The 25,757-nt window shown below is 64.6% G+C and carries 24 protein-coding genes and 1 pseudogene; 11 read left to right on the top strand and 14 right to left on the bottom strand.

Features of this window, described 5'->3' with window-relative positions; translation table 11 throughout:
* Window positions 1-213 precede the first annotated feature (213 nt).
* The 3 genes from ACFWCF_RS12865 to ACFWCF_RS12855 all read left to right on the top strand — a co-directional run bounded on the left by ACFWCF_RS12865 (window position 214) and on the right by ACFWCF_RS12855 (window position 2,987).
* Window positions 214-1,947 carry a sigma-54-dependent Fis family transcriptional regulator gene (locus ACFWCF_RS12865; protein WP_378561707.1) on the top strand — a complete coding sequence of 578 codons (1,734 nt, stop codon included), beginning with the start codon at window positions 214-216 and terminating at the stop codon, window positions 1,945-1,947.
* A 109-nt stretch (window positions 1,948-2,056) separates the two neighbouring features.
* On the top strand, window positions 2,057-2,182 hold the full coding sequence (locus ACFWCF_RS12860; RefSeq protein ID WP_378562081.1) for a hypothetical protein: 126 nt from the start codon (window positions 2,057-2,059) through the stop codon (window positions 2,180-2,182).
* Entirely contained in the window at window positions 2,136-2,987 is an 852-nt protein-coding gene (locus tag ACFWCF_RS12855; protein WP_378562055.1) for an alpha/beta hydrolase family protein, read from the top strand. The genes ACFWCF_RS12860 and ACFWCF_RS12855 overlap by 47 nt, the downstream gene beginning before the upstream one ends.
* 92 nt (window positions 2,988-3,079) lie before the next feature.
* On the opposite strand, the gene ACFWCF_RS12850 is transcribed toward ACFWCF_RS12855, so the two are convergent.
* On the bottom strand, window positions 3,080-4,801 hold the full coding sequence (locus ACFWCF_RS12850; protein WP_378561704.1) for a CocE/NonD family hydrolase: 1,722 nt from the start codon (window positions 4,799-4,801) through the stop codon (window positions 3,080-3,082).
* 176 nt (window positions 4,802-4,977) lie between these two features.
* Between ACFWCF_RS12850 and ACFWCF_RS12845 the strand changes: the two genes are divergently transcribed.
* The 3 genes from ACFWCF_RS12845 to ACFWCF_RS12835 all read left to right on the top strand — a co-directional run bounded on the left by ACFWCF_RS12845 (window position 4,978) and on the right by ACFWCF_RS12835 (window position 7,100).
* Complete coding sequence (locus ACFWCF_RS12845; protein WP_378561701.1) at window positions 4,978-5,397, top strand: hypothetical protein; 420 nt, start codon at window positions 4,978-4,980, stop codon at window positions 5,395-5,397.
* A 160-nt stretch (window positions 5,398-5,557) separates the two neighbouring features.
* The gene (locus tag ACFWCF_RS12840) at window positions 5,558-5,935 is read left to right on the top strand and encodes a DUF4345 domain-containing protein (RefSeq protein WP_378561698.1); all 378 of its coding nucleotides are present in this window, start codon (window positions 5,558-5,560) and stop codon (window positions 5,933-5,935) included.
* Window positions 5,936-6,056: 121 nt separating this feature from the next.
* Window positions 6,057-7,100 (top strand): flavin-containing monooxygenase, encoded by a 1,044-nt coding sequence (locus tag ACFWCF_RS12835; RefSeq protein WP_378561695.1) that lies wholly within the window; start codon window positions 6,057-6,059, stop codon window positions 7,098-7,100.
* A gap of 129 nt (window positions 7,101-7,229) precedes the next feature.
* Here ACFWCF_RS12835 and ACFWCF_RS12830 read toward each other — a convergent pair whose 3' ends face one another.
* Window positions 7,230-7,640: a flavodoxin domain-containing protein gene (locus ACFWCF_RS12830; protein ID WP_378561692.1), complete on the bottom strand. Its 411-nt coding sequence runs from the start codon at window positions 7,638-7,640 to the stop codon at window positions 7,230-7,232.
* 378 nt (window positions 7,641-8,018) lie between these two features.
* Here ACFWCF_RS12830 and ACFWCF_RS12825 point away from each other — a divergent pair, with 378 nt between their 5' ends.
* Complete coding sequence (locus ACFWCF_RS12825; protein ID WP_378561689.1) at window positions 8,019-8,972, top strand: ScbA/BarX family gamma-butyrolactone biosynthesis protein; 954 nt, start codon at window positions 8,019-8,021, stop codon at window positions 8,970-8,972.
* 7 nt (window positions 8,973-8,979) lie between these two features.
* Here ACFWCF_RS12825 and ACFWCF_RS12820 read toward each other — a convergent pair whose 3' ends face one another.
* Window positions 8,980-9,636: a ScbR family autoregulator-binding transcription factor gene (locus ACFWCF_RS12820; protein ID WP_378561686.1), complete on the bottom strand. Its 657-nt coding sequence runs from the start codon at window positions 9,634-9,636 to the stop codon at window positions 8,980-8,982.
* Between the two features lie 146 nt (window positions 9,637-9,782).
* Here ACFWCF_RS12820 and ACFWCF_RS12815 point away from each other — a divergent pair, with 146 nt between their 5' ends.
* A complete protein-coding gene (locus tag ACFWCF_RS12815; RefSeq protein ID WP_378561683.1) occupies window positions 9,783-10,685 on the top strand; it encodes an NAD-dependent epimerase/dehydratase family protein in 903 nt (300 codons plus the stop codon).
* A gap of 191 nt (window positions 10,686-10,876) precedes the next feature.
* Here ACFWCF_RS12815 and ACFWCF_RS12810 read toward each other — a convergent pair whose 3' ends face one another.
* The 5 genes and pseudogenes from ACFWCF_RS12810 to ACFWCF_RS12790 all read right to left on the bottom strand — a co-directional run bounded on the left by ACFWCF_RS12810 (window position 10,877) and on the right by ACFWCF_RS12790 (window position 15,872).
* Complete coding sequence (locus tag ACFWCF_RS12810; protein ID WP_378561680.1) at window positions 10,877-11,299, bottom strand: organic hydroperoxide resistance protein; 423 nt, start codon at window positions 11,297-11,299, stop codon at window positions 10,877-10,879.
* Between the two features lie 7 nt (window positions 11,300-11,306).
* Window positions 11,307-11,762 (bottom strand): MarR family winged helix-turn-helix transcriptional regulator, encoded by a 456-nt coding sequence (locus ACFWCF_RS12805; protein ID WP_378561677.1) that lies wholly within the window; start codon window positions 11,760-11,762, stop codon window positions 11,307-11,309.
* Window positions 11,763-11,858: 96 nt separating this feature from the next.
* Entirely contained in the window at window positions 11,859-13,253 is a 1,395-nt protein-coding gene (locus ACFWCF_RS12800; RefSeq protein WP_378561674.1) for a hypothetical protein, read from the bottom strand.
* Window positions 13,250-14,674, bottom strand: a pseudogene (gene treS / locus ACFWCF_RS12795) (maltose alpha-D-glucosyltransferase); the annotation flags it as partial. The pseudogene treS and the gene ACFWCF_RS12800, both read right to left, overlap by 4 nt.
* Before the next feature lie 34 nt (window positions 14,675-14,708).
* Window positions 14,709-15,872, bottom strand: coding sequence for an RNA-guided endonuclease InsQ/TnpB family protein (locus tag ACFWCF_RS12790; protein ID WP_378562052.1), 1,164 nt, complete (start codon window positions 15,870-15,872; stop codon window positions 14,709-14,711).
* Window positions 15,873-16,006: 134 nt separating this feature from the next.
* Between ACFWCF_RS12790 and ACFWCF_RS12785 the strand changes: the two genes are divergently transcribed.
* Together ACFWCF_RS12785 and ACFWCF_RS12780 are read left to right on the top strand one after the other, a co-directional pair.
* Window positions 16,007-17,047 (top strand): SMP-30/gluconolactonase/LRE family protein, encoded by a 1,041-nt coding sequence (locus ACFWCF_RS12785; RefSeq protein ID WP_378561671.1) that lies wholly within the window; start codon window positions 16,007-16,009, stop codon window positions 17,045-17,047.
* Window positions 17,048-17,183: 136 nt separating this feature from the next.
* Window positions 17,184-17,564, top strand: a complete 381-nt coding sequence (locus tag ACFWCF_RS12780) for a hypothetical protein (RefSeq protein WP_378561668.1) — start codon at window positions 17,184-17,186, stop codon at window positions 17,562-17,564.
* Window positions 17,565-17,592: 28 nt separating this feature from the next.
* Here the strand turns inward: ACFWCF_RS12780 and ACFWCF_RS12775 are convergent, their stop codons facing one another.
* From ACFWCF_RS12775 to ACFWCF_RS12755, 5 genes are all read right to left on the bottom strand, one after another.
* Window positions 17,593-17,958 carry a VOC family protein gene (locus ACFWCF_RS12775; RefSeq protein ID WP_378561665.1) on the bottom strand — a complete coding sequence of 122 codons (366 nt, stop codon included), beginning with the start codon at window positions 17,956-17,958 and terminating at the stop codon, window positions 17,593-17,595.
* An 89-nt stretch (window positions 17,959-18,047) separates the two neighbouring features.
* Window positions 18,048-18,572, bottom strand: coding sequence for a flavodoxin family protein (locus tag ACFWCF_RS12770; protein ID WP_378561662.1), 525 nt, complete (start codon window positions 18,570-18,572; stop codon window positions 18,048-18,050).
* Window positions 18,573-18,648: 76 nt separating this feature from the next.
* On the bottom strand, window positions 18,649-19,614 hold the full coding sequence (locus tag ACFWCF_RS12765) for a TIGR03557 family F420-dependent LLM class oxidoreductase (RefSeq protein ID WP_378561659.1): 966 nt from the start codon (window positions 19,612-19,614) through the stop codon (window positions 18,649-18,651).
* 125 nt (window positions 19,615-19,739) lie between these two features.
* A complete protein-coding gene (locus tag ACFWCF_RS12760; protein WP_378562049.1) occupies window positions 19,740-19,919 on the bottom strand; it encodes an RGCVC family protein in 180 nt (59 codons plus the stop codon).
* A 272-nt stretch (window positions 19,920-20,191) separates the two neighbouring features.
* Window positions 20,192-20,839 carry a TetR/AcrR family transcriptional regulator gene (locus ACFWCF_RS12755; RefSeq protein WP_378561656.1) on the bottom strand — a complete coding sequence of 216 codons (648 nt, stop codon included), beginning with the start codon at window positions 20,837-20,839 and terminating at the stop codon, window positions 20,192-20,194.
* Between the two features lie 342 nt (window positions 20,840-21,181).
* Here ACFWCF_RS12755 and ACFWCF_RS12750 point away from each other — a divergent pair, with 342 nt between their 5' ends.
* Window positions 21,182-22,495: an alpha/beta hydrolase gene (locus ACFWCF_RS12750; RefSeq protein WP_378561653.1), complete on the top strand. Its 1,314-nt coding sequence runs from the start codon at window positions 21,182-21,184 to the stop codon at window positions 22,493-22,495.
* 15 nt (window positions 22,496-22,510) lie between these two features.
* Here the strand turns inward: ACFWCF_RS12750 and ACFWCF_RS12745 are convergent, their stop codons facing one another.
* Window positions 22,511-25,624 (bottom strand): DEAD/DEAH box helicase, encoded by a 3,114-nt coding sequence (locus ACFWCF_RS12745; RefSeq protein ID WP_378561650.1) that lies wholly within the window; start codon window positions 25,622-25,624, stop codon window positions 22,511-22,513.
* Window positions 25,625-25,757 lie beyond the last annotated feature (133 nt).

Raw genomic sequence — 25,757 nt, 5'->3', positions numbered from 1 at the left:
GGGGCCACACCTCCCGGACCCTGCACTACCGGGTCCGGGAGTCGCAGTTCGCCGGCTCCGCCGCCCCACCTCGCACCTCGCAGCCCGCCGCAGGTTTCCCACCGGTGTCCCATTCTGGGACACTCGAGAAGGGTGATCTGCAACACAATGGAGGTAAGCGCCGGAGGCACTCAGGACGGAGATGTGATGGACAACAACTGCCGGAGGAGGCGAGTGACTACCGACCGTCGACCCGCTTCAACCCTGGTCACAACTGACGATGTCTCGAGTATTATCGCCCAGTCGTGGCAGCGCTCTCGTCAGGCAGGTGTAGTACCGGACGGTTCGAATCCCCCTCGCCTCCAGTTCGTCGAGGACCTCGACCTGCGGCGCAGGTTGGTCCAATGCGCCTCACCGATCCTCGATCGCCTCCACGACGACCTGTCCGGAATGTCGCTGAGCGTCGCGCTGACCGACGAGCATGCCCAGGTCATGTTGCGCCGAGACAACGACCCGGCCCTTGCCGCGAGGCTGGACAGTGTCTCCTTCGCGCCGGGGTTCAACTACTCGGAGGACGTCATCGGTACCAACGGCGTCGGCACAGCCCTCGAAACAGGAATGGCCGTCTACGTCAGCGGGCGTGAACACTTCCACGAGGCAATCCACGATTTCACCTGCGCCGGCGCGCCTATCCACAATCCGATTCTCGGGCGCGTCGAGGGGCTGATCGATATCACCGGTCTCGCCCGCGAGGCAAACCCGCTGATGCGTCAACTCGCGCTCGGAGCTGCCCGGGACATCGAGTCCGCACTCCGTTCAACGGGATCGGAGAAGCAACAACTCGTACTGGGAGAGTTTCTGGCGGCCTGTCGGCGACGGCAGACCGCGGTGTACTCACTGAGCTGCGGTGTCTTCATGTCGAACTCGATCGGCTCTCGCCTGCTCGATCCGATCGATGAAGCGTTTCTCCGCGAGGAAGCGCATGCGCTGCTCGGACCCTCGCGGATCACCCAGCTCGACCTTCACCTGCCTTCCGGCGCGACGATCACGGTCAAACGCAACGTCATCGAGGACGGTGTCGAGGTCGCGGGGGTGATTCTCGAAGTCGAACGGTCGCCGCACGCCACGCGTGCGATCATGCGCCACCGAAGCATTCCTGCGCTTCCTGGGTCGACCGGTTCGTCGCCACAGTGGACCCGGTGCAGCAGTGAGCTGATCGCGCTCGCCTCGTCGGAGGCCAACACGATCCTGCGAGGGGAAGGTGGGAGCGGCAGGCTCACCCTTGCCCGCGGCGCGCACCTGTACAAAAATCCGCAGGCACCGATCGTCGTCGTGGATTGCGCTGCCACCGAGTCCGTGGAGGCCGGTGTGAGCCAGGCGATCGAGTCTTCTGCCACCACAATCGTTCTGCGCGATATCGATCTGCTCGACGCACATCTGGACCAGGTCGTCTCCGATTTGGTGTCCGCCGACCAGCGCAGCTATCCCGCCCGGTGGATCGTCGCCACCTCGTCCACGGATGGAACTCGACTCCTGCACTCGGCCCTCGCCCGAAATTTCGCCACGACGCTCGACGTCCCCGCTCTACGGCATCACCCCGATGACATACCGGCAATCATACGAATGCGACTGGGGCAGATCACACCTCACCGCGAGTCCGACATTCTCGACGACACGTTGCGAGTGTTGAAGAAGTATCACTGGCCCGGCAACGTCACGGAGCTCGTGGGCACGCTCGAGTTCGCCCTGCGCGTCAAACCGGCGGGGGCGATCACCCCCGCAGATCTGCCACCCGCACTCAGTTCTGCGCCTCGGCGAACGATGACGACGATGGAAAGCACCGAACGCGATGCCATCGTGGTGGCGCTCCGCGACTGTGGCGGCAACCGCGTCGCAGCCGCGAAGTCGCTGGGAATCGCCCGATCATCGCTCTATCGGAAGATCGAGACCTTCGGCATTCATGCCTGATCAGAATGTTGTGGGCCTGGAGTTGATTCCGCGCGCCGACTGCGATGTTATTTGTTTGTCGCGCTGATCGAGGCCGATTTCGTGCAGGATTTCAGTATGAACTGCGACGATGACATTTCCGCGCTTCGACGATAAAGGTGTGCCGAATGAAGTCGATCCGATCAACAAGGCAGAGAACTGCAGTATTTCTGACGGCCGTCGCCGTCGCTGCCGGCTGCTCGAACTCTCCGGGTGACACCGCAGCAGACGAGCACGACACGCAGCCGGAAACAATACGTGTCTCCTACGGAGACGACGCCGACAATTACGGATTCCTACACATGCCCGGTGGTGACGGCCCGCACCCGGTGGTGGTGATGGTGCACGGTGGGGGGTGGCTCGAAGATCACGACCTGTCGTATTTCGAGCCGCTCTCGCAGTCGCTTGCCGACGAAGGCATCGCGGTCTGGAACATCGAATACCGTCGTGTCGAGGGCGCCGGCGGATGGCCGATCACGCTCGCCGATGCCGACGACGCCACCGAAGCACTCGCGACTTCTGTGCAGGACGCGGCCGGTGGAAGCCTCGATCTGGATCGAGTGCACCTCGCCGGACATTCAGCAGGAGGGCACCTTGCCGCCTGGATCGCAGGACGACACACCCTTCCCCCGGATGCCCCGGGCTCGCAACCACAGATCCGTCCGGTGAGCGCGACCATCATGGCCGGGGTGTTCGATCTGTCGCTGGCTGCCACTGCCGGGCATGACGGATTCGTACGCGAACTGCTCGACGGCATGCCCGAGGACCATCCCGACCGCTACGCAATCGCCTCGCCCATCGAGCATCTTCCCGTCGGCCTGACGGTAACGGCTGTGCACGGCACTGCAGATCAGACAGTGGACCCCGTGCAGTCACGCACGTACGTCGAGGCGTCGCAGGCCGCCGGTGATCCTGCCGAACTGCACATGCTCGACGGGTTCGGACACGGCGAGTTCGGGGACGTCCATTCACCCGCATGGGTCGCCGCAAAGCAGATCATCGTGGACCGCGTAGGTACCTGAGAGCGCTTACGGTGAATCGACTGGTCAGCTGTGCCCATCGAGTTCATCGGCGATGAACGCTCCAGGACCACGTGCGAGCGGAGACAGTACGATCAGTGCGGCCACGTCGGGAGGTCGATACACGACGGTGTGGCCGATTCGTGGGAGATCTCCTGCTCCGCCCGATGCAGCGAGGTCGCGGTGGCCGCGGGTTCGCCCGACCCGGGGTTTCGGGCGTAGCGGGGATGGGCGCCGGAGCTGATCTGGATCCCGATGCGGTGGCCTACCGCGAACTCGTGGAACGTCGGCCACAGGTGGACCTCGACGATGCGGAATCCTTCCGAATCGGGTTCGGGATCCGTGCTTTTCGTGCCGATGGAGCCGATCCGGCGGATACCGTCGCAGACGGTCATGACGCGCCCGTCCGGATGCACATCGCAGATGCGGACGAACAGATCGGCGCTCGGACGCAACGAGCGGAACCGGATCCGGGCAACGGGTTCACCCGCCACGGTGAGCGATTCGACGAGCACGTCACCACGGAACACCACGACATCGGCGCGGCGTTCGTGCGCAGTGTTGTCCACCGGGTCCGATGTCGGCTCCAAACTCGGACCGCCGAGAGCAGGAGTGGGGTCGGACGGGTCGTAGACGTAAGTGGTGCTGCCGCCCGCAGGATCGCCGGGTCCGAGTCCGCCGCCGGGCTGAAGGAACAGGGATCGGGTCGACACGCCCTGGGGCGGCCAGGCAGCGAGATCGTGCCACTCGTCGGCGCCGGTGCGGAAGGCCCGGACCGGCGCGACGCGGGTCGTGGGCCCGTCGGCGAACTGTTCCTTCAGGAATTCGACGGTCTCCCGAATCGACGGCGCACCCATCCCACGAGACAAGTGACCCCACGGACCCACGGTCAGGCGCGGTGGCCTTCCTGCCGCGGCGAGCTGCGCGTAGGTGCGCAGCTGCCACGGTAGGAAGATGTCGTACCAGCCGGTGACCATATACATCGGGGCGGTGACCTCAGGGACCGAGGCGGTATGCGACTGCTGGGTCCAGTACTCGTCGGCGAGATCCTCATAGGTGACCCAATCCTGGTACCAATCGACCTGTCTCCCATTCGCAGCGGTGTCCCCCGCGGTCAACGGCAGCACATCGAAAGCCGTACGCAATTTGGCGTCGGGGCGAAGCCGGCTCAACACCAAGGGCAGCATCTCCCGGTGGATCATCCTGTCCATCATCTGCGTCCAGCCGAGCGCATTGCGCATGGCGAAGGCGCCGTTGTCCCAGGTGACGGCCCCGAAGTCGGGCATGGTGATCTGCAGGCACAGCGCTTCCGGGGCGCTATCGGGGTCGGTGCGCTCGAGTTCTGCGGCCACTGCCCACTGGGTGAAACCCATATAGCTGGAGCCGTAGGTCGCGATCGGTCCGGTATGCCAGGGCTGGGCGCGGACCCACCGATGGGTGGCAATACCGTCCCGCTGTTCGTCGATCTGCGGCGTGAACGCACCCTCGGACCCAGAGGTGCCACGGCAACTCTGGAACAGCACCCGAAAACCCTCGCGGGCCAGAGCACGGGCCGAATTCGCCACCGGGCCGCTGCGCCCGTACGGGCCGCGAATCACGATGGTGGGAAGGCGAGAATCGGTATCGCGGAGCGGGGTGATGAGGTCGGCGAGAAGCACGACGCCGTCGTCCATCGGAACCCGGAGATTCTTGCGGACCGTGAGGTCGTACGGCCCCGGATCAAGCCCTGTGAGAGTCTTGGCCTGGATCCAACGGCCGAGACGTTGACGTAGCGCGTTCAGTCCACCGATGTCCGCCCCCGCGGTGCCCCCGCCCATGGCCGGTCAGTGTTACAGCAATGCTTTCCGCGGTCAATCACCCTGCACCGACGTCCAGTCGCGTGGCAACACGGATCGGCCGAATGCTCCGTGCGGGCAGCGAGCTCCTCTCGAGGTGCGCCCGTCTGCATTCGGCACACCACGCAGGTGGAAGGTCCCTCGGTTACGTTGATGACATGAAGACGCTTTGGAGCGTGTCGGCCGTCTCCGTGCTGTGCACGACGGTGATGTGGCTGTTCTCCGTGCCGCAACTGGTGCTCTCCGGCGTCATCGACGTCGGTCCCTTCTTCGGCCTGTTGATGGTGCTTCCGACGTTGATCGGGCTGCCGTGCGCGCTCGCCGGTGCCCTCGTCGGCATCGTCTGCGTCTTTCGGCAGCGCGCACGCAGGTGGGCCGTGAACCTCATGGCCTTCGGCCAGTGCGTGACCGTCGCCTTGGCCATCGCCATAGTCGTGTGGGCGATCGGATTTGCGACGACCGGATGGGAACTGATCGCGTTGCCGACGTCGCTCATGGTCGGACAGGTCGTGGTCGTTGCGGGACTCATCAAGGCGGGACGCCCGAGAATGCCCGGTTCGGTCCGCGCGTCGACGTGAGGATGCTCTGTTCAACGCGCAGTGATGTTCCCGCGATCGCACCAGCTTCTTGCTCGCGCAATCGCGGTCTCGGAAATCTGGGATGATCGCGACAAGCTGACGTAAGGCGATCACGTCCCGACGCGGTCCAGGTGAATGTCGTGTCTGCCAGTATGGGCTCATGTCACCCCTGAGAACGCTAGGACGTGTCACCGGATGGACCTGCATAGCGATCGGAGGAATCCAGCTGGTCGGCGGAGTATCCGGGGAGCCCGGCATGACCGGCGATGCGACGGTGGACTCACACGTGCGCTTCATGGGTCCCGTCTTCGCCGGCTACGGATTGGGTTGGCTCGATGCCGCGGCTCACCCTGAACCGGACCTGAACCGGATGCGGGTTCTCGCCGGGCTGATGGCCCTCGGGGGCGTGGGCCGGCTCGTGACCCGCTCCGCCCTGGGTCGGCCACACCGCTTCCACGATCTGCTCCTCGCCGTGGAGCTCGCCGCCCCCGTCGTGGTGGAGATGTCGGCTCGGCTCGAACGTCCTGCGCGCGGTTAGCACCAGCCCAGAGCTACAGAGCCGACCGCCGAGCCATCCACCAGGGTCCGTACCCGAAAACCGATCGACATCGGCGATACGGTGAGACCGTACACGTGAGCAGACGGACGGGTGGACCGTAATGGCATGGGATGCAGTGGTAATCGGCGGCGGCCAAGCAGGATTGACCGCCGCGCGTGAACTGACACGGCGGGGGTTGTCGTCGACACTGCTCGAGAAGGAAGCGACGACTTCAGGGTCGTGGCGTGGCTACTACGACAGTCTCACCCTGTTCACTCCAGCACATCTCAATTCTCTTGGTGGAGAGCCTTTTCCCGGAAGTCCACATCGGTATCCCAGCGGCATCGAAGTGGCAGAGTATCTGGAAGCGTACGCAGAGTCGCTCAGCGCCGAAGTGCGCACCGGATTCACGGTCGACCGCGTATCGCGCCAGCGCGAGCACTACCTGATCCACGGATCGGACGGCGAGACCGTTGTCTCACGGGCAGTGATCTCGGCAACGGGCGGATTCACGAACCCCTATCGTCCCCACATTGCAGCGCTCGACAGGTTCACCGGGGAAGTGATCCATGCTGCCGACTACCGCTCCCCCGAACGCTTCCGCGACAAGAGTGTCGTGGTGGTCGGCGCCGGAGATTCCGCCGTCCAAATCGCGGTGGAGCTCCGTGAGCATACGAAGGTGATCCTGGTGTCTCGCCATCCGATCCACTACGCGACCAGCACTCCGATTCCGCCGAATTCCCGATTCTGGTCGTGGCTTGCGCGCGCGGGACGCTTACCGATCGGTCGGTGGTTCGGTCACACACCGATCCCCGTGGTCGACACACAGGGCTACAAGCAAATGATCGACGGCTGTGCGCCCGAAAGACGCGAGATGCCCTTTGGTGCACGGGAGTGCGTTCTGCTGTGGGCCGACGGACGCGAGGACCGCGTGGACACCGTCATTCTCGCCACCGGCTACCGCCCCTCGCTCGGCCATCTCTCCAGTCTGGAGCAGTTCGATAGCCAAGGCTTTCCCCTGCATCGTTCGGGTCTGTCGCGTAGGCACCGAGGTCTCGCGTATGTGGGACTCGAATACCAGCGCACGATGCTGTCAGGTACGTTGCACGGCGCCAACCAGGATGCTGCCTACGTGGCCCGACGGATCGCTCGAACTCTCGAGTGACGAGAAAGGCACGTTGCCGCAGGTCCGGAAGTTCCCGACACCGTGACCTGATTGCCCTCCTGCCGCAGTGCTCCGATTCTCATCAGGCCTCGAGAGGAATGCTCGGATGACCGCAGAACGAGAGGCCCGTCAGCTGTGCCCGTCGAGTTCGTCCGCGATCAACGTCGCCCACGACAGAATCTGATCGTTATCGGTGCTGGGGAAGTTTTTATAATCCCGTGCCTTGAGCGTCGCTGCCAGTTCGGACAGGTCGATGTTGTCGCTCGCCGTGCTGTCGTCCGCAAGGCCGGCGAACAGCCAGACCAGCCGTTGCGACAGAGCGGGGGCGTGACGTGTGCATGTCTCTCGCGCAACGACGGACCAGCCGTCGCCTTCCACGTCGCTCCCGATGACGATCGCGTCGAAATCCTTGGCGTGTTCGAGGTCGGGCAGGGTTCCTTGCGTAACCTCGAATCCGTGTTGGGCCAGCGACTCGGCGATCACCGTGGCGACCTGCCAGGTCGCGCCTCGAATACTCTCGGTTGCGATAAGGACGGACATGCCTACCGAGTTCCCAAGCGCCAGGGTGGGGAAACATCACCGTCGAGAGTGGGTTGCCGCAGCAGAGAGAAAGCGGACGCTCCCACAGTTCGTCACCCACCTGCCCCAGCACGTCGGCGGATTCGAATGAGCCGTACCACAACTCGGCGGCGGGCAGACGCCCTCCGCTCGCTTCGGCCCGCATCAATTCATCCACCACGAGTCTGCCGACGTTTCCGGTCGCCCCCGTTTCGCCCCGAGCACCACCCTGCACTCTCGAAGCGGACCGCCGACCCCGCGCTCACCGGCGACACGGCGAGCGTGGCGCCGGGGAGTGCCGGCGCAGAACTCCGTAGACGCTATACATGCGGTATGGATAGAAGAAACAGTTCGCCCGGTATGGCGACCGACAAAGTCCCCGAGCCGGTGTTGTCGTTCGAGTCGACAGTGCCGCGCCGCTACGTCCACCGCCAATCAGTGACGGAGGTCTTCCTGACCGACTGCGTGCCCGCGTCGGAGCCCGACCGATACGTACTGGGCGCACAATGGCCACGATTACACGGCTTCTACCGCGGTCGGGGCGGACGCTACGACACGATGCTGCTCGCCGAGACGTTGCGTCAATGCGTGATCTACTTGGCCCACACCCGCTATCGGATCCCGCTCGGGAACCCGTTCGTGATGCAGACGCTCGAGATCACTGCCGAGCTGGAACGACTTCAGATCGGTGCAGGAGCTGCGGAGGTCTCCGTCACCGTCGCTGTGTCGGGCGTACGACGTCGCGGTTCGCAGGTCACCGGGCTCAGCGCAGCACTCGTGTTCGAGATCGACGGCCGGCGGGTCGGCTCCGGAAAGGGGAGCGCAGTCGTCCTCACGCCCAGCGAGTACGCGGCCAGTCGGTGGGGAGACACCGGGCCACGGACGATCGGGCGCGTACCCGAGTACAGGCTGGTCGGCCCTGAAGAGGTAGGGATGTCCCGTGAAGACGACGTGGTTGTCGGCGCGACGGAGCGGCACGGGCGCTGGCGGGTGGTGCCGGATCTGGAGCACCCGGTGATGTTCGACCACCCGAGTGATCACCTGCCGGGCATGCTGATGCTCGAGGCTCTCCGTCAGTCCGCACGAGCCCAGTGCGCACGTCCGGACGCCGAACTGGTGTCGTTGAGCGTCCAGTTTCACCGCTTCGTCGAACTCGACCTTCCCACCGAGGCGGTCGTATCGAACGCCCAGGACGTCCCGAACGGTGTGCGCGTAGTCCTCGAGCAGCACGGGGTGCCAACGGCGTCGGCGACCTTGACTCTGGCTCCTGACACCGGCGCACGCCCGCGGGCCGGGGCCAGGACCGGTGGGTGAGGTGGTGTCAGTTGGACGCCGGCTCGCGGGTCCAGCGGGCTTGCCGGATCTGTTCGCTCGTACCGGCACAGGTAGGTGTCAGGATTCCTTCGAGCAGGAACTGCCACATCTCGTCGATTCGCTGTTCGAGATCGACACGCCGATCAAGCACGTTCGAGACCATCTGCACGCCGGTGAACGACGAGATCACGAATCGGGCCAGCTCAGGCGGTTCGATCGTGGAGAGCAGGTCCCCTTCGGTGATCGCGACTTCGATGAGCCGTCGACAGGCGTCGATCCAATCCTGGTACGGTCCCGGACGCTCCAGGCCGGTGCTGACACTGAACTCGAGAGTCAGCCGGATCCCCGCTCGCACGATCGGGTCCTCGATGATCTGTCGGCCCATCTCGTGACAGAGCATCACGATCTGTTCGAGCGCCGAGGCGCGGGTCGAGGAAATACCCTCGACCGCAGTGATCGAAATTTCGTGCTGCCGTTCCACCACAGCCTGCGCGAGTTCGTCCTTCGACTTGAAGTGGAAGTACAAGGCGCCTTTGGTGAGACCGCTACTCGCTTCGACGATCTGTCCGAGGCTGGCACCATGGAAACCGAACTGATCGAAGGTTGCCGCAGCCGCTACAACAATCTGCTCTCGGGTCGCCACCGCCCGGGCCTGCTTTGCCAAAACCCGTGTCCTTCTCTCGAATTGATTCGATAGGGCGAACTATGACAAATCCCCACGATCCACCCCTGCCGAAGCAGACCGTACCAGTCGACCGGAATCTACCCGCAGACCATCCTTCGAGTCCAACGTTCGCGTCGCATGTCGCCGTGGTCGGAGCGAGCGGGTTCCTCGGCCGCGCAGTGCTCGACGCGCTGCTCCGCCGCGGCGTGCTCTGCACGGCGATATCCCGCTGTCCCCCGGCACCTACCGGACCATCGATGCGATCTCGGGCTGCGGATCTGCGCGACTCCGAGGCCCTCGTCGACGCACTCGTCGGCGTCGACACGATTGTGCACGCCGCGTCGTACACAGGTTCCGATCCGGACCAGTACGAGCAGATCAACACCGCAGGCACCGCGAACCTCGTGGCGGCCGCCGCTCGCCTCGGCATCGATCACGTGATCTATCTCAGCACCATCGGGGTCTACGGCCCCGGACCCCACCGAAACATCACCGAAGGTGAGCTGTCACCGAGCCCTGTCACTGCGCTGAGTGCCAGTCGTCTCGCCGCCGAGAATCTGGTTCGTGAGCACGGCGGGCTGGTCCTGCGTCCTGGCTTCGTCTACGGCCCGGGTGACCGGTGGTTCTTACCCGGGCTGGCCCACATCGTGTCGACTCTCGGAACTTGGATCGACGACGGCGCCGCACGCCAGTCGGTGATCTCCCACCACGACGTCGGCCGGCTGACCGCGGCGATCGCGGCCCGTCCCCTGCCTGCCGGGCTGCGCAGGCAGGTACTCCACGTCTCTCACCCACAGCCGGCCACCGTTCGTGAACTTGTCCACACTGCGGCCGCGCAAGGACTGCTCACCCCGCCTACCGCGTCCCTGACCTACGAGCAGGCACTACGCACCGGCGTGGAACGAGGACTGTCCGAGCGTCATATCGACCTGATCGGGCACGACCACCACTACGACAGCACCCGAATCTGGGCGCACACCGCACTGGAGCCATCGCCTGACGACCACACCACGACCCGGACATCACCGGGTCGCGACGCCACGTCGTGAGCGCCGAAACAAGAAGTTCCCGTCGCAATGCTGTGTCACCTGACCGGATGAGGTACATTTACCCCGATACCGGTTGATTGGTATTGTTCATGACCGGGGAGGCATGGACATGTCGGCTTCGGCCGATAAGGGAATAGCGATGGTGGGGATCAACGGGGGGTCCCCACCATCGCCATCCGCTCACACCGAATCTATTCGTCGGTCACTTCGAGTGCCACGTCGATGTTGCCGCGGGTCGCGTTGGAATACGGGCAGACCTGGTGGGCCTTCTCGGTGAGTTCGAGAGCCTTGTCGCGCGTCAGATTCGGCAAGGTGACCTCGAGTGTCACAGCGAGCGCGAAGCCGCCCGCGTCGGTCGGGCCGATACCGACGCGAGCGCCGACTGCGGAGTCGCTGACATCGGCACCCTCCTGGCGCGCGACCATTTGCAAAGCCGAGTGGAAGCACGCGGCGTATCCCGCGGCGAACAACTGCTCGGGGTTGGTGCCGTCACCGTTGCCACCCATTTCGGTGGGAATCGCCAGGTTGACGTCGAGCTTTCCGTCACTGGTGCGGGCGTGTCCGTTGCGTCCCTCGCCGGTGGCGAGGGCTTCAGCGGTATAGATGATGTTCATGTCGGGTCTACCTTTCGTCGGAGGTTCCGCCGGTTGCGTCCTGCAGCGAGGCGGTCAAACGATGGAGCGTGTCGCGGAGCGCGACCAGTTCGTCGACGTCGAGCCCGCTTGCGCGCGCGACGCAGCCTGGAATGTCTTCGGCTTCCTCACGTAGCGCGTTGCCGGCGTCGGTGAGGTGGACGACGACTCTGCGTTCGTCGGCGCGTTGCCGTCGGCGTTCGACGAGCCCGGCGGATTCCAGCCGTTTGAGCAGCGGCGAGAGGGTGCCGGTGTCGAGGTCGAGGGCGTCGCACAGGTCGTGCACACCACGCGCGTCGTGCTCCCACAGCGCCAGGAGTACGAGGTACTGCGGGTAGGTGACACCTAGCCTCTCGAGATGCGGCCGGTACACGGCGGTGGTGGCGCGAGACGCCCGGTACAGCGCAAAGCACACCTGCTGGTCGAGCGCGAAGTGATCAGACACAAGACGAACAGTAGTGCACCGTTTAGTTGTGCGCAATATAGATTTTCCACTCGACCGAGTCGGACACGGGTGCGCCCACCCCTCGCCCTCCGTCTCTCATAGCCGAGTCAGACGCCGAATCGCATTGAGAGGCAGCCTCAACCAACTCGGACGATTCCTCGACTCGTACACCACCTCGTACACCGCTTTGTCCACCTCGTACGCACGAAGCAGCGCGCCGAAGTCCCGTGGATCGAATCCGGATGCGGCGGCATACCCATCACAGAACGCGGCGGAATTGCGCTGCGCCCACTCCCCCGCCCGGAACTCCCGCTGGGTCGCGACCCCCTCGGATTCACGTTCGCGCACCGAATGGTGGGCCGCGTAGTCGAAGGACCGCAGCATTCCGGCCACGTCACGCAGGGGCGTGTCAAAGTGTCGCCGTTCGGTGAGCGACTTCGCCGGTTCGCCCTCGAAGTCGATGAGCAACCACCGCTCCGGTGTGCGCAGCACCTGACCGAGGTGCAGATCGCCGTGGACTCGTTGCACGGCCACAGAGCCGAGCGCCGCTACCTCCTCGAACAACGCCCGCATGTCCGGCACGAACGCGGCAAGTTCGTCCACTTCCGCGGCAGCGGCGTCGAGCCGCCGGACCATGCCCGCAGCCAGGTCCGACGCCGGACGCTCCGATGCGCCGAGACCTTCGAGGAGATGAGCGTGGACCTCGGCGACCGCGGCACCCATCCGATGCGCCTCGCCCGCGAAATCCGTACCGATCTCGTCGGCGCGCAGATCCCCTTCGATGAGCAGGTCGCGGACACTTCCGAGCGCCATCGACCAGCCGTCCGCGGAGTTCGCCGCGAAATCCTGGACCATCGCGAGAGTCGTACGGACACCGTCGATGTCCGCCTCGATCCATGCACGGATCGGCGCCACCGACCGGCTCCCCACCTCGGCGAGCGCAAGATGGAGTTCGACGTCGGGGTTGATACCGAGGGTGATGCGACGGAACATCTTGAGCAACAACTGCTCTCCGAGCACTACGGACGTATTCGACTGCTCCGCACTCAGTGTGCGGCCCCGCATCCCCGGCTCGATCTGCGTCCCCGGAACGGTGTGAAGTTCGATGGCGCCGCGTGTTCCGCCGCGTGCGAGGCTGTTCGCGTACAGGCCGATGACTTCTTGATCGCGCAGGCCGTCGTAGACGAACACGGCATCTGCGGCCGTCCCGTCGGGCGCGGCCACCGTCCACGGCGCCAGGTCCTCCGGCAGATGTGCTCGGTAGCCGAGCGGCACCTGGTAGATCTGTTCGGGTGTGGAGTCGAACGTGACGGCCACCAGCAGGTGATCTGCACCGAACCCGGGTTCCTCGGCGAGCGGCTGCCGCAGCAGCACTCTCACCCCAGTGATCGTGTGCCCCTTCGCGGCGAACCACCGCTGGTGCGGCAGCCACTGCACCAAACGAGCCTCGAGGTCGGCGTCCGGGTACAGCACGTCGTTCTGTTCGGTCATGGCTGCACCGCCGCTTCCGCCTCACTGCTCACCGGATGCACTCCGGCACCCTCGCTCGCCGGATCGGGCTGCAATGCGAACCAGAAGAACCCGTGTCCGGGAAGCGTGATCATGTAGCCCTCCTCCGTGATCGGCGGGAACGGCACCGAGCCCGTGAGCTCCACCGGAATCCACCCGGCGAATCTCGACAGATCCAACACCACGGCCTGCGGATACCGCGACAGGTTGTTCACACACAGGATCACGTCGCTGTAGTTGCGGTCCGGCCCCGAATCCATTTCCCGCAGATACGACAACACCGCCGGATTCGCGCTGCCGAGTTCGGTGAACGCGGCCTTGCCGAACGCCGGATGCTGCCTGCGAACCTGGATCATCCGGCGCGTCCAGTGCAACAACGAGTTCGACGAATTGAGCTGCGCTTCGACGTTGATCGCCTGGTATCCGTACGTCTGGTCCATGATCGTCGGCAGGTACAGCCGTGCGGGGTCGGCCCGAGAGAAACCGGCGTTGCGGTCGGGCGTCCACTGCATCGGTGTCCGGACCGCGTCGCGATCGCCGAGCCAGATGTTGTCGCCCATCCCGATTTCGTCGCCGTAGTACAGCACCGGCGACCCGGGCAGGCTCAGCAGCAACGCCGTGAACAGTTCCAGCTGATTCCGGTCGTTCTCGAGCAGCGGAGCGAGGCGTCGCCGGATCCCGATGTTCGCGCGCATCCGCGGATCCGTCACGTATTCGGCATACATGTAGTCGCGTTCCTCGTCGGTCACCATCTCGAGAGTGAGTTCGTCGTGGTTGCGCAGAAAAATGCCCCACTGGGCGGTTTTCGGGATCGGCGGGGTCTGCGCGAGGATCTCGGAGATGGGAAACCGGTTCTGGCGTCGCACCGCCATGAAGATCCGCGGCATGAGCGGGAAATGGAAGGCCATGTGGCATTCGTCGCCGATCTCGGGTTCGCCGAAGTACTCGACGACGTCGGTCGGCCACTGATTCGCTTCGGCCAGCATCACCCGGCCGGGATATTCGGCGTCCATCACCGCGCGACACTTCTTGAGGAACGCATGCGTCTCGGGCAGGTTCTCGCAGTCGGTGCCCTCGCGCTCGAACAGGTACGGCACCGCATCGAGGCGGAATCCGTCGATGCCGAGATCGAGCCAGAACCGCAGCACGTCGAGCATCGCGTCCTGCACGTCGGGGTTGTCGTAGTTCAGATCCGGCTGGTGCGAGAAGAAGCGATGCCAGAAGTATTGTTTGCGGGCCGGATCCCACGTCCAGTTCGACGTCTCCGTGTCTACGAAGATGATGCGTGCATCCTGGTATCCGGTATCTGAATCGGACCACACGTAGAAGTCACCGTACGGGCCGTCGGGGTCGGTGCGGGATTCCTGAAACCACACGTGGGTGTCGGAGGTGTGGTTCTTAACGTCTCTCCTACCCTGTTGACAGGAGATTCCCAGCTCAGACCGCACCCGAACCACCACCCGAAAGAGGCGGATCCCAGTGACCTACGTCGTCGACACCGGTGTGGCCACGCTCCGCCACAGCCAGAATCACTCTGGCAGCATTCCGATCCCGACACGCGGTATGACCGCATGCCCAGCATCGGAAGACTCGCTGTGCGAGTTCGAGGGGTTGCTTGGCTCTCGCGAAACACCCCGAACACGTCATCGTCGTATACGCGGGCCGCACCAACACCACCTTCCGGCCGGCCCGCCTGCCGCGTTCGACAAGTTCCCGTTTCATGGTCGCGATCGCCGCATCCGCAGCTTTGCGCGCCATCGTCGTTTTCGCCAGAAACTTGGGCTTGAAGTCCTCCACCGCCAGCAACTGATGCTCGTCGACGACCCGCTTGGCCCAGGCTCGGCCGTCGTGCCGGTTCTGCCGGGCCGCTTTCGTGTGCACCTTCGCGGCCTGTCTGCGGGCCCGCTGGTAACCCTTCGACGGCGCCTGCCCCTTCCCTCGTCGACGTCGGGCCATCCGTTTCTTGGATTTCGCCAACTCCGCCGCACACCGTTTCCGATGTTCGGCATGCGGCAGATCGAACTGCTCATCGGTAGCCGTCGCGGTCCGGGCCACACCCCAGTCGATCCCCACACCACTGTCGTCGTCGAGCACCGGAATCGGCTGCCTCTCGCGGGTCACCACGAACGACGCCCACCAATGACCGAGCGAATCACACGTGATGCGCACACTCGACGGCTCCGACGGCAGATCCCGGGACCACACCACCGGCATCGACACACCTTTGGGCAGCACCAGCTGCTCGTCGCGGATCCGGAAACCTCGGCGGGTGTACTCGAGCGACGGCAACGTTTTCTTCCGCGCCTTGTAGCGGGGACGACCGCGGCCTTTGACTGTGAACGAGGCATCGAGGGCCTGCGCGTAGGTGCGGAGCATCTGCTGCTGCGCGACTTGGGAGCCGTCCCGCAACCAGGACGAGCGACCTCGGGTCTCGGTCAGCATTGTGCTGAGTTTCGTGAAGTTCGGCTTCCGACCGGTCTTCTGCTGGTGAACGGCTTCGTTCCACAGGAACCGGCAACGGTGCCATTCCTCGATCAGAGCACGTTCGGCGAGCGTGCCCGGCCGCAGCCGGTACTTGTAACGCACCACCTCGGTCCCCATGCCCGGCACGATATCTGCGCCCACCGACACGGTGTGCTCGGTCCGACACGGTTGCTCCACGCAGCCCGCCTTGTGGAAGGAGGACAGCGCTTCCTTTCCCTCGTGAACGAGGGAGTATCCGCGCCGAACACCAGATGACCGCAGTTTCCCGTTCCTCCACACGTCTACGACCTCATCGTTGGGCACCACCCCCGGCACCACCGAGAGCAAGAAGGAAATCAAGCAACCCTCCACTTCCCCCTGCTCGGCAGATCGCGCTGCCAGGCGCCGGCCCTGAAGACGTCGTGCTCGGTGCAGACGGATTCATCTACACCGGTATCGATACCGGTGAGATTCTGCGCGTCGACCTCGACACCGAGGAGGTCACCACCGCGCTCGACACAGGCGGTCGCCCACTGGGCCTCCACGCTGGCGCGGACGAGTCGCTGCTCATATGCGATGCCGAGCGCGGACTTCTGCACTGGCCCGGTCCGGGGCATTCGGTCACGGTGTTGGTCGACACGGTCGACAACAAGCCACTGAACTTCGCGAGCAATGTGGTGGCCGACCCGGACGACGGAACGATCTACTTCACCGCATCCTCCCGTCGCTGGCCGCTGGAGCAGTGGATGGGCGATCTGGTCGAGCACTCCGGCACCGGCCGCTTGTTCCGCCTCTCGCCCGGCGGCGAAGTGGAGACACTGCTCGACGGTCTGCAGTTCGCCAACGGCGTGGCGTTCACGCCCGACCGCTCGGCGTTGATCGTCGCAGAAACTGCCGCCTACCGACTCAACCGCTACTGGCTGCGCGGCCCCGACGCGGGCACCCGGGAAACACTGGTGGACAACCTGCCGGGCTTCCCCGACAACATCGCCCTCGGCAGCGACGGACTGATCTGGGTAACCCTCGCATCACCACGAAACCCTGTGCTGGACACTCTACTTCCGCTTCCGGGCATCTTACGTAGAGCGTTGTGGATGCTGCCCGACCGGCTCTTGCCCGCACCCGCCCGCACCGCGTGGGTGCTGGGGGTAGCAGCGGACGGTTCGATCGTCCACGACCTGCAGCAGGACGGAACCGACTACGCCATGGTTACCGGAGTCGTCGAACACGACGGCACCTTGATCCTCGGCAGTCTGCACGAGCGCGCGATCGCAGTGACCCGCGTTGTGTCACGGTCTCGGCGCGGAACGTGAAGTCCGTCAACGCCGAGCGCCCATCTCCAGGCAGGAACTGAGTCATCACGCCCGTTGTCAGTGCAGTCTCTGATCCACGTACGTTGATCCCATACGGCTACTTCCGGTTATGTCGACGATCTCTGCTCTGTGCGCGGTGCCGATCCTGCTATTCGTCGTTCCACAACTGGTCGCCTCGGGAGTTGTCGAGGTCGGGGGCAGTGTCAAGTTCATGGTGGTGCTCCCGACTCTGATCGGGTTGCCCTGCTCGCTCATCGGAGCCACCGTCGGGGTCGCCGGTCTCCTCAGGCGGCGCACTCACGGGCTGGAGACGGTACTCATGACCATCGGCCAGGTGACGACGGTGGTGCTGGCGCTTGTCATCGCTGTGTGGGCGTTCGGCTTCGCCTCGACGGGGTGGGAGCTGCTCTTTCTGCCCACGTCGCTCATGGTCGGTCAGGTCATCGTAGCGGCGGGTCTGATCAAGACCGCTCGGCAATACAGGGCGTCACTAGTGGCGGGTCCCGACGCAGCCTAGTGACGCAGCGCGTCGATGCCGCCGAAAGCTATTGTTCGTCGTCCGAGTGGCTCACGATGTTGACCACGGTGCCGTCCGGCGCGCGGACGAAGAATCGCCGTACGCCCCACGGCTCCGTCGTCAGCGGATATACGATCTCGAACCCGCGCCGCTGCGCGTCCTCGTAGGCGGCCTCCACCTCGTCGCCGACGTGGATGGACAATGCGGAATCCACCGGCGCTGTCTCGTCGCCGCTCACCAGTTGTACGGTGGCACGCCCGTCGGGGGTGGTGAACCGGGCGACCCATCCCAGATTCATCTCCTCGACGGAAAGCCCGAGATAGTCGGCGTAGAAGCTGCGGGCTTCCTCGATGCTCGGGACGTTCAGGTTTGCGGTGAGACCGGTGGGATGCATTCGGAATCTCCTTCAGACTCGGCTGTGTTCCAACCGATTCCACTACAGACACAGGCGTCCCCGTGGCGCTTCGGGCTCGCGCAAGACCGTCAACCGCCATCTGCGTCGATGAGCGCGCGCCCCCACTGACTCGCACGTTCTGCCTCGCCAGGTGCGAGGACCGTCCGCTTGTCGACGAGGAAACTCTCCGGCTCTGCAACGAGAGTGAAACCGGCCTTGCGAAGCTTCTTGCCGATCGACTTCGATGCTCGGCCGGTCAACAACGGGTTGGCGTCGAGTCTCGTATCGAACGCGGCGGCCTTCCCGGTCACCTGTCCGAGGGAAGCGAGCCATTCGCGCACGCCGTCGCTCTCTGCATCAGGTTCGAGGGTGAGCGGGTTGTCGGGTTTCTCGGCCGCCTCCACTGCGCCGTGGCGGGTGGTGGGCCTGCTCATGCCGTGCACGTGGGTGGGGCCGCCGACCACCACCAGGTCGTACGCGGTGAGATCTTCATCCTTCGCATCTGCGGCGGCGACGGTGGTCACCGCGGCAGCTTCGCCGATCCCCTGCGCAATCGCTTCCGCGACGTGACGGGTGTTCCCGTACATCGATTCGAAGATCACGAGAACCTTCATGGCGGATATCCTCTCGCCGGGAGAACTGCCGGCCTCGAGGCGACCGGCACGTCAATGCTATGCCCGTCGGGGTGCGTCATTCGCGGATTTCCTTCGACAGCACCGGTGCGAGTTCATCCGCATAGAACCGGAAGAACCCGTCGACGTCCGGCCCGGCATTCACAAGGGCGAGATGGTCGAATCCGGCATCCGCGTAGGTTCGGATCTTCTCCAGATGACGTTGCACATCGGGGCCGAAGGCGAAGCTCTCGGCTATGTCCGATTCACGAACAACGGACGCCGCTGCTTCGAAGTTGACCGGATTCGGCAATTCCGCCTGAACCTTCCATCCGGTGGCAGAGAAACGAAACAGAGTGTGCGCCGACGTCAGCGCTGCTTCTTCCGTCGGAGCCCACGACAACGACACCTCGGCATAGCGCGGCCCGTCACCACCGGCCTTCTTGTACTTCTCGACCAGATCGGGATCCGCATCTGTGGTGAACAGTCCGTCGCCCAGCTCTGCAGCGAGCTTCACTGCCGGCCCGCCCGAACCCGCGACCACGATCGGTGGGAGCTCGTCGGGAAGATCGAACACACGCGCATCCTCGAGCTGAATGTGGCGTCCGTTGTAGCTGTGGTAGCCGCCGCTCCACAACAAGCGGATCACCTCGATCGACTCGCGAAGCATTTCCGTCCGTGTCGCGGCGGGTGGCCAGCCGCGTGCCACCACATGTTCGTTGAGCCGCTCACCGCTTCCCAGACCGAGAGTGAACCGGGCTTCGGACAGGAGGGCCGTCGTCGCCGCAGCCTGCGCGACGATCGCGGGGTGATAACGAATGAACGGGCATGTCACGCCGGTGGCCAGGCCGAGAGTCGAGGTCTTCGCGGCAATCGACCCCAGGATCGACCACGCGAAACCGGAGTGTCCCTGGTCATGCAGCCACGGATGGTAGTGGTCGCTGATCTCGACGAAATCGAAGCCGACCTCCTCCGCACGCACCGCCTGCCGCACCAACTCTGTCGGTGAATACGCCTCCGCGAACAGTTTGTATCCGATTTTCACAACGCCTCCGTGCACTCTTTCGGCAATGCGCATGCATAGGCGCACACGACTGCCTCGTAGAGCGGTCTACCCACGGCGACGCTTCTCGAACCTGCCGACGGCACGTCGAGGGGTGAATTTCTCGTTCAATATCGGTTGTAATGCTGCACATTCTGCACTTCGCCAGAGCAGATGCATTTTCGGTCCAGGCTTCGGCTCGAGGTCACGGCACAAAACCGAACACCGAGAGCATCGTGGGAATCAATGCTGTGCGGACATGCCGTGCAGGACAGCGCTGATTCCTCTGCGCGTGCCGGGTTCAACATTTCGGTCGGGTACGACGCCATGGTGGCGCTCCAGTTCTCGGCCTTTCGACTTCCGGCCGGGTTACGCGCCGAGGACGACATGGCTGATCGCTCATATTCGAGTGTCCTCGGTGACCCCGAGGCTACCTTGGACCCGGCAGAACTGCAGAATGCTCCCGCGATCATCCCAGCTTCCCGCTCGCGCAATCGTCGCTGCGGGAAGCTGGAATGATCGCGACAAGGTCGCACCGACCCGCCGACCTGAGGGCGTTCGCCACCGAGCGGCCGGCGGCCTACAAGGTACCCGATCTATGGACGTTCGTGACCGACCTTCCGCGTGATCCCGTCGACAAGATCGAATCTACTGCGGTATAGAGGATTTCCGTTTCTCGCTGAAGGATGGACTCGTCGGAGGGCAGCGCGCGCTCCATCGACAGTCCGTTGAGAACGGTGTTCAGAAGCTTTGCGTACGCGGCGATGTCGCTTTCGGGTAGAGCGTCTTCCTTGGCGAGGATCGTGAGCCAGTGTTCGATCCTGCGCTCCCCTTCGCTTGCCATGGCGAGGTATGCGGTTCGGATGTCGTCGGTGGGTTCGGCGGCGATGAAGGCGTCGAAGAATTTGATCCAGGCTTGTCGCGACTGTTCACCGATCTCCACCCTCAGGACCTGCCGCAGGCACTGCACCAATCGGTCTCGAGCAGGCACCGCCTTGTCGTGGATGATCTGGCCGTCGGGCGCGACGACGTCGTAGATCGTTTCGAGAACGGCGTCGCGCAGTGCCCGCTGGGTCGGGAAGTGGTGGCGCAGCGATCCCATACTCACCCCGGCTCGTGCCGCCACGGTCCGCACGCTCAGCGTCGACGCCGGGTCCTCGTCGATCATCTCGCAGGCCGCGATGATGATTCTGGCCTTCGTATCGAGACCATCCTGATGTTGCTTCATCGCCCCACACCTCCATTACCAACACACCGTGCTAGCACAGTGTGCTACTGTCGCCCTATCCAGCGAATAGTACAGCGTGCTGGTCGTCGCCGATCCGGTGCAGTGGAAACAACGTCACCGTAGGCAAACCAGGTCCGTCGGCGGCTTCACCTCGAAAGGAGCCACATGAAACCCCACGCCACGATCCTGGCCATAGTGCTGGCAGGTTCAGTCGTCGCCGGCTGTTCACAGATACCTGCGCACGTCAGCGCAGAGCCGATGGTGACCGATCTGCAGTGGAACCCATGTCCCGACGGCGTCGAAAATCCCGAAGACGGCCCACCTGAATTACAGTGCGCCACTGTGCCCGTGCCACTGGACTACGGCAACCCCGACGGCACACACATCGACCTCACGATCTCCCGGCTGCCATCGAAGAACCCCGACGCACGACGAGGTGTGTTGTTGCTGAACCCGGGCGGTCCGGGCGGAACCGGGCTGGACCAGCCCAACTTCCTTGTATCGCAGGGAATATCGCCCGATGTTCTGGACAGCTACGACCTGATCGGCGTGGACACCCGCGGAGTCGGGAACTCCTCGCCCGTGAGTTGCGGATTCACCGACGACCTGCAGTATTACGGCGCGGTCCCGCCGTATGCCTTCGACGAAACAGCATTCGCCGAGCAGGCGGCCACCGCGGAGGAAGTCGCCGAACGATGCGCAGCCAATGACCACGACGGGCGAATGCGCCACGTGAACACGGCAAACATGGCCCGCGACCTGGACCGGATCCGGGCAGCCCTCGGCGAGGAGAAGGCGAGCTTCCTCGGATATTCCTATGGATCCGCGCTCGGCGCCGCGTACGCCTCGATGTTCCCGGAGAGTTCGGATCGGGTCGTGCTCGACAGCAACATCGGCGACACCCATCTCGATCATGACGGGATGCGCAGATACGCGCGAGGCATGGAGGAGACGTTCCCCGACTTCGCCGAATGGGCTGCCACACAGGATGATCTATACGGTCTTGGCGAGACGGCGCAGCAGGTGCGCGAAACCTACTTCACCATCGCCGAGCGCCTCGACCGTGCTCCGGTGGACGGGGTCAACGGCCGCGCGTTCCGACTGGCCACCTTCGTGACGCTGTACAACCCGGCCTCCTACGAGACAGCAGCACAGAACTGGCAGTACTTTCTGAACCCCACCGAGGCGACAACACCCGCAGCCGAGACAGGCAATGGGCCGCCGCCGGCAGACAACAGCTGGTCGGTATTCCTCGCGGTCACGTGCAACGACGTCGAATGGCCCAGCGATGTCGACACCTACCGACGAGCAGTGGACGAAGACCGAGAGACCTACCCCCTCTTCGGTGCCGCGACCGGGAACATCATGCCGTGCGCGTTCTGGCAGTACACGCCGGCAGAGCCGCCCGTGTCGATCGATCAGGAGGGTCCGACAAATGTCCTGATCGCACAGAACCGACGCGATCCCGTCACGCCGCTGCGCGGCGGCGAACTGCTCGACGAGAAATTCGGCGAGCGCTCCCGGCTGCTGACCGTCGACGGAAGCGGACACGGTGTCTACGCCCTCGGCAACAACCCTTGCGCCCAGGACACCATCACCGATTACCTCGTCGAGGGCGTGATGCCCGAACAGGACACCACGTGTCGCGAGGGTTGATCGGCTCCGGCGACGTCACCGACTGCACTCCGCATGACGATCCAATTCCCGTGCAAGCACATCGAACCGCGGGTGCCGCGACCACGCCGAACGATCCCCGATCACATACAGACGCTGCTTCGCCCTGCTCACGGCAACGTTTGCAAGGTTCGGTTTCGACGAAGCCCACCGCTTCGCACCTTCACGGGCCGGGTCGCCTCCCAACACCAGGACGACGACCGTCGCCTCCCGTCCCTGTGCGGTGTGCACGGTTCCGGCGGTGATCCCGTCGAACCGGGAGCGCAATCCCGTGAGACGCCGCGCGACGTCCCGGAAGGGACTGAGCACGATCACGTCGTCCATCGGATGTTCCCTGCTCATCAGATCCTCGAGAAGTTCGACGAGTCGGTCGTGTTCGGCCTGCACGAAGTGACCGTTCGACGCCCCCGACACGTCGTACCACTGCGACGGCGGCAGAGTGCCGTCCGGCTGCGGGTTCCCGCCGTGGATCATCGTGCCGCCGTAAGCGATGGTGTTGACGACGGAGAACATCGGCTCGGAACAGCGCCGGTGCACACGCAGTGGTGCACCCACCCAGATCGGTTCGTCGTCGCCTGGCAAGGTCGTTCCCCACCGAGTGAGACGGTCGGCGATGGACTGCGTCGACGACCGCCCAGGCAACCACCGTTCGTCCACGCCGAATGCACCCCGCACCGCCTGCTGCGCCCGGAACGGCAGAGTCACCACAGGTTCGAGTTGCAGCGGGTCCCCCACGACGACGGTCCGTCGCGACCTCCAGATCGCACCGACGGGGTTCTGCGGTGTCGCCTGGCCGGCTTCGTCGATGAGCAACCAGCCGAGGGCTTCACGTCCGAGCCCGCGGAACACCCTGTCGAAGGAGGCGAACGTCGTCGACACAAGCGGGACGACGAAGAACAACGCGCGCCATGCATCGGCGACGGCCGCCGGATCCAGGTCGTGTGGCGCGTTCCCCGCGACGACGTCCATCGCCCCGTGCAAGCTCTGACGCATCTGTTTCGGCACCTGTGCGAGGAAGTCCTTGTGCAGGTCGAGCGCGGCCACGAACAGTCGCGACCGTGCCTCGTTCAGTGCCGTGTCCGACCACGGCGCGGCCAGCTCCCGGGCCGGGTCGTCGGCCCACTCCGGTCCCGGCGTCGCGCGGCCCCACCGCTGCCGCAACTCGTCGAGTGAGCGGTCCAGTTCGTCGCGTCGATACCGCACAGCGTCGGATCGCTGCACGAGTTGATCGTGGGTGCCCCGTAGGTCGACCAGGTTCTGCAGGGTCTGCTGATGTGCCACGAACGCGTCGGTGTACTTCTCGTCCCACCCCGCGAGTGCATCCGTCAACCGGGTGCGGTGCGACTGCCAGCGCCGACGTTCCTCCCGGGCGCCGCGGCTCATCCGCCACCACGCGACCCGCTGCTCGTTGTGCGCGGCGAGTTCGCTTTCGACTGCGCCTCGGCCCTGCCGGAGACGGTCGATGGCACCGCGTTGCACCACCTCGATGTCGGCCGCAGAGCGGAGTGTCTCTGTGTGGGCCGCTATTTGGTCGAGTACTGCTCGGAGTTCGCTGTCGCGGTGGGCTCGCTCACGGTACCGCTCGTATCCGTGCTGACGTTCGTCGATCATCGCGGCGACAACGTCCCGCGCGCGGCGATACTCGGCGACGGCATCGTGCCACGATCTGGTCGGCCCAGCCGATTCGAATTGCTTGAGGATCGACTGCAGTCCTCGTCGAGGTGCCTTCTTTCCGGTGCGCTTCTCGTCGAACCAGAGCGTGTTCGTGAATCCGGTGCGGTAGCTCTTACGTCCGAGCCGAGCGGCCGTCAATCCCCAAGCCTTCGTTTCCTCGCCGGTGTCGTCGTTCAGCAGCGCCGTCGCGATGTCTGCGAAATAGTCGGTGTCGAACCGGTCGGAATCGATGGCGTCCGCCGCGGGCATCTCGAAGCTGATGTTCTCGACAGCACCGTTATTGGACGAGGCCACCACGATCTCGAATCCGTGGAAGGCGTCTGTCCACCGCTGCACAACCCGCGTGTACTCGCCGGCCTTCCAGCGGTGTGGCGTCGCCGTGAACGCATCGGCGGGGCTCGCGAGATGCGCGAGACGATCGGCGCGTTCGACGACGACCGCGGCGACGAGATCGCGCAGCAGCGTCGACTTCCCTGTGCCCGGTGGCCCGTTCACCGCGAAAATACCTGCGTTGCTGTGCAATTCGTCCATGATCGTGTTGACGGCGAACTGCTGCCCGAGCGCCAAGGGATTTTCGGGCTTTCCGGGCCACCGGCCGGGCGGAATTGCTTCGGGTCGGCACGCCACGAACGACGCAGCCGGCACAACACTGACGTCGACGCGGCGGGCTGTGTCGAGGGCTGCATCCTCGGTGAGGTAGTGCACGAGGCCGGTGCCGATGTCGCCGGCGGCGACTCGACCGGCCACCATCCCCAGGTCGGCGGCGATGAAACTGTTGAGAAAGTCGGTGCCGTCGACACCGTCGGACTGCTTGACCTCCACCGACCGGACACGGATCTCGGCGCAGTCGATCATGCCGTCCACTCCCACAAGCGCGGCGATACGTTGCCGTATCGCTGAGAGCCGTTCGGCGTCCAGGGGGAGGCGGCATCCGCAACGGGGGTTGATGCGCTGTTCGTCGTCGAGGAGTTCGGCCAGAAGCTTCTGAGCTTCGTCCAGTCCGTGCAGCCATGACGCGGAACCCGGGCCCGGATTGCAGGTACGCCCGGCCGCCCACGCCAGCCCGGACAGCACTTCGGACCCGGAAACAACACATCCGTACTTGTCGACGACGAGTGCGGCCAGGGCGCATTCCCCCGAGGGCCGCGGGTCGTAGTTCTCCTCGCCCGGGGCGAGAATCTCGTCGACAGCGGACCACACTTCGTCGATGCGGTACACACCGAGGTAGATGATGTGCTGCCGCTCGTAGCCGGCGCGGCGCGGCGATAGGCGCAGACGGTGGCCGTGTTCCCACGGCAGCAGATCGTGAAGCGTCGTCTTCTCCACAGGCGACAGAGTGTCGAACTTGTCGACCTTCGGTACCTGCTGAGGGCTGAATAATTCCACCGCTCGCCAGAACTCGATGACGTCGCCCTGCCGACGATATTCCGTGTCCACCGCTCCCCCTCACTGCACAGTCAAGTCGGTGGCGAACCCTAGCGAAGGGTGCCGACACGGCGACCACTCACCGCGGAATTGGCGGACACCACCCGAGACGCTAGTCTGTGGCGGATCGGACAAGGGGACCGAT

Source organism: Rhodococcus sp. NPDC060090 (assembly GCF_042729855.1).
Lineage (GTDB): Bacteria > Actinomycetota > Actinomycetes > Mycobacteriales > Mycobacteriaceae > Rhodococcus.
Note: the sequence above shows the minus strand (reverse complement) of the source record. Positions and strands in the feature narration are given on the sequence as shown.

What these genes read in the sequence shown, in the direction of transcription:
- ACFWCF_RS12810 (WP_378561680.1), bottom strand. Translation starts at nt 11,299, where the DNA reads ATGAACATCATCTATACCGCTGAAGCCCTCGCCACCGGCGAGGGACGC.
- ACFWCF_RS12835 (WP_378561695.1), top strand. Translation starts at nt 6,057, where the DNA reads ATGGCATGGGATGCAGTGGTAATCGGCGGCGGCCAAGCAGGATTGACC.
- ACFWCF_RS12755 (WP_378561656.1), bottom strand. Translation starts at nt 20,839, where the DNA reads ATGAAGCAACATCAGGATGGTCTCGATACGAAGGCCAGAATCATCATC.
- ACFWCF_RS12850 (WP_378561704.1), bottom strand. Translation starts at nt 4,801, where the DNA reads ATGGGCGGGGGCACCGCGGGGGCGGACATCGGTGGACTGAACGCGCTA.
- ACFWCF_RS12825 (WP_378561689.1), top strand. Translation starts at nt 8,019, where the DNA reads ATGGCGACCGACAAAGTCCCCGAGCCGGTGTTGTCGTTCGAGTCGACA.
- ACFWCF_RS12775 (WP_378561665.1), bottom strand. Translation starts at nt 17,958, where the DNA reads ATGCATCCCACCGGTCTCACCGCAAACCTGAACGTCCCGAGCATCGAG.
- ACFWCF_RS12845 (WP_378561701.1), top strand. Translation starts at nt 4,978, where the DNA reads ATGAAGACGCTTTGGAGCGTGTCGGCCGTCTCCGTGCTGTGCACGACG.
- ACFWCF_RS12790 (WP_378562052.1), bottom strand. Translation starts at nt 15,872, where the DNA reads ATGGGGACCGAGGTGGTGCGTTACAAGTACCGGCTGCGGCCGGGCACG.
- ACFWCF_RS12840 (WP_378561698.1), top strand. Translation starts at nt 5,558, where the DNA reads ATGTCACCCCTGAGAACGCTAGGACGTGTCACCGGATGGACCTGCATA.
- ACFWCF_RS12785 (WP_378561671.1), top strand. Translation starts at nt 16,007, where the DNA reads ATGACCGCAGTTTCCCGTTCCTCCACACGTCTACGACCTCATCGTTGG.
- ACFWCF_RS12860 (WP_378562081.1), top strand. Translation starts at nt 2,057, where the DNA reads ATGACATTTCCGCGCTTCGACGATAAAGGTGTGCCGAATGAAGTCGAT.
- ACFWCF_RS12760 (WP_378562049.1), bottom strand. Translation starts at nt 19,919, where the DNA reads ATGTTGAACCCGGCACGCGCAGAGGAATCAGCGCTGTCCTGCACGGCA.
- ACFWCF_RS12830 (WP_378561692.1), bottom strand. Translation starts at nt 7,640, where the DNA reads ATGTCCGTCCTTATCGCAACCGAGAGTATTCGAGGCGCGACCTGGCAG.
- ACFWCF_RS12800 (WP_378561674.1), bottom strand. Translation starts at nt 13,253, where the DNA reads ATGACCGAACAGAACGACGTGCTGTACCCGGACGCCGACCTCGAGGCT.
- ACFWCF_RS12770 (WP_378561662.1), bottom strand. Translation starts at nt 18,572, where the DNA reads ATGAAGGTTCTCGTGATCTTCGAATCGATGTACGGGAACACCCGTCAC.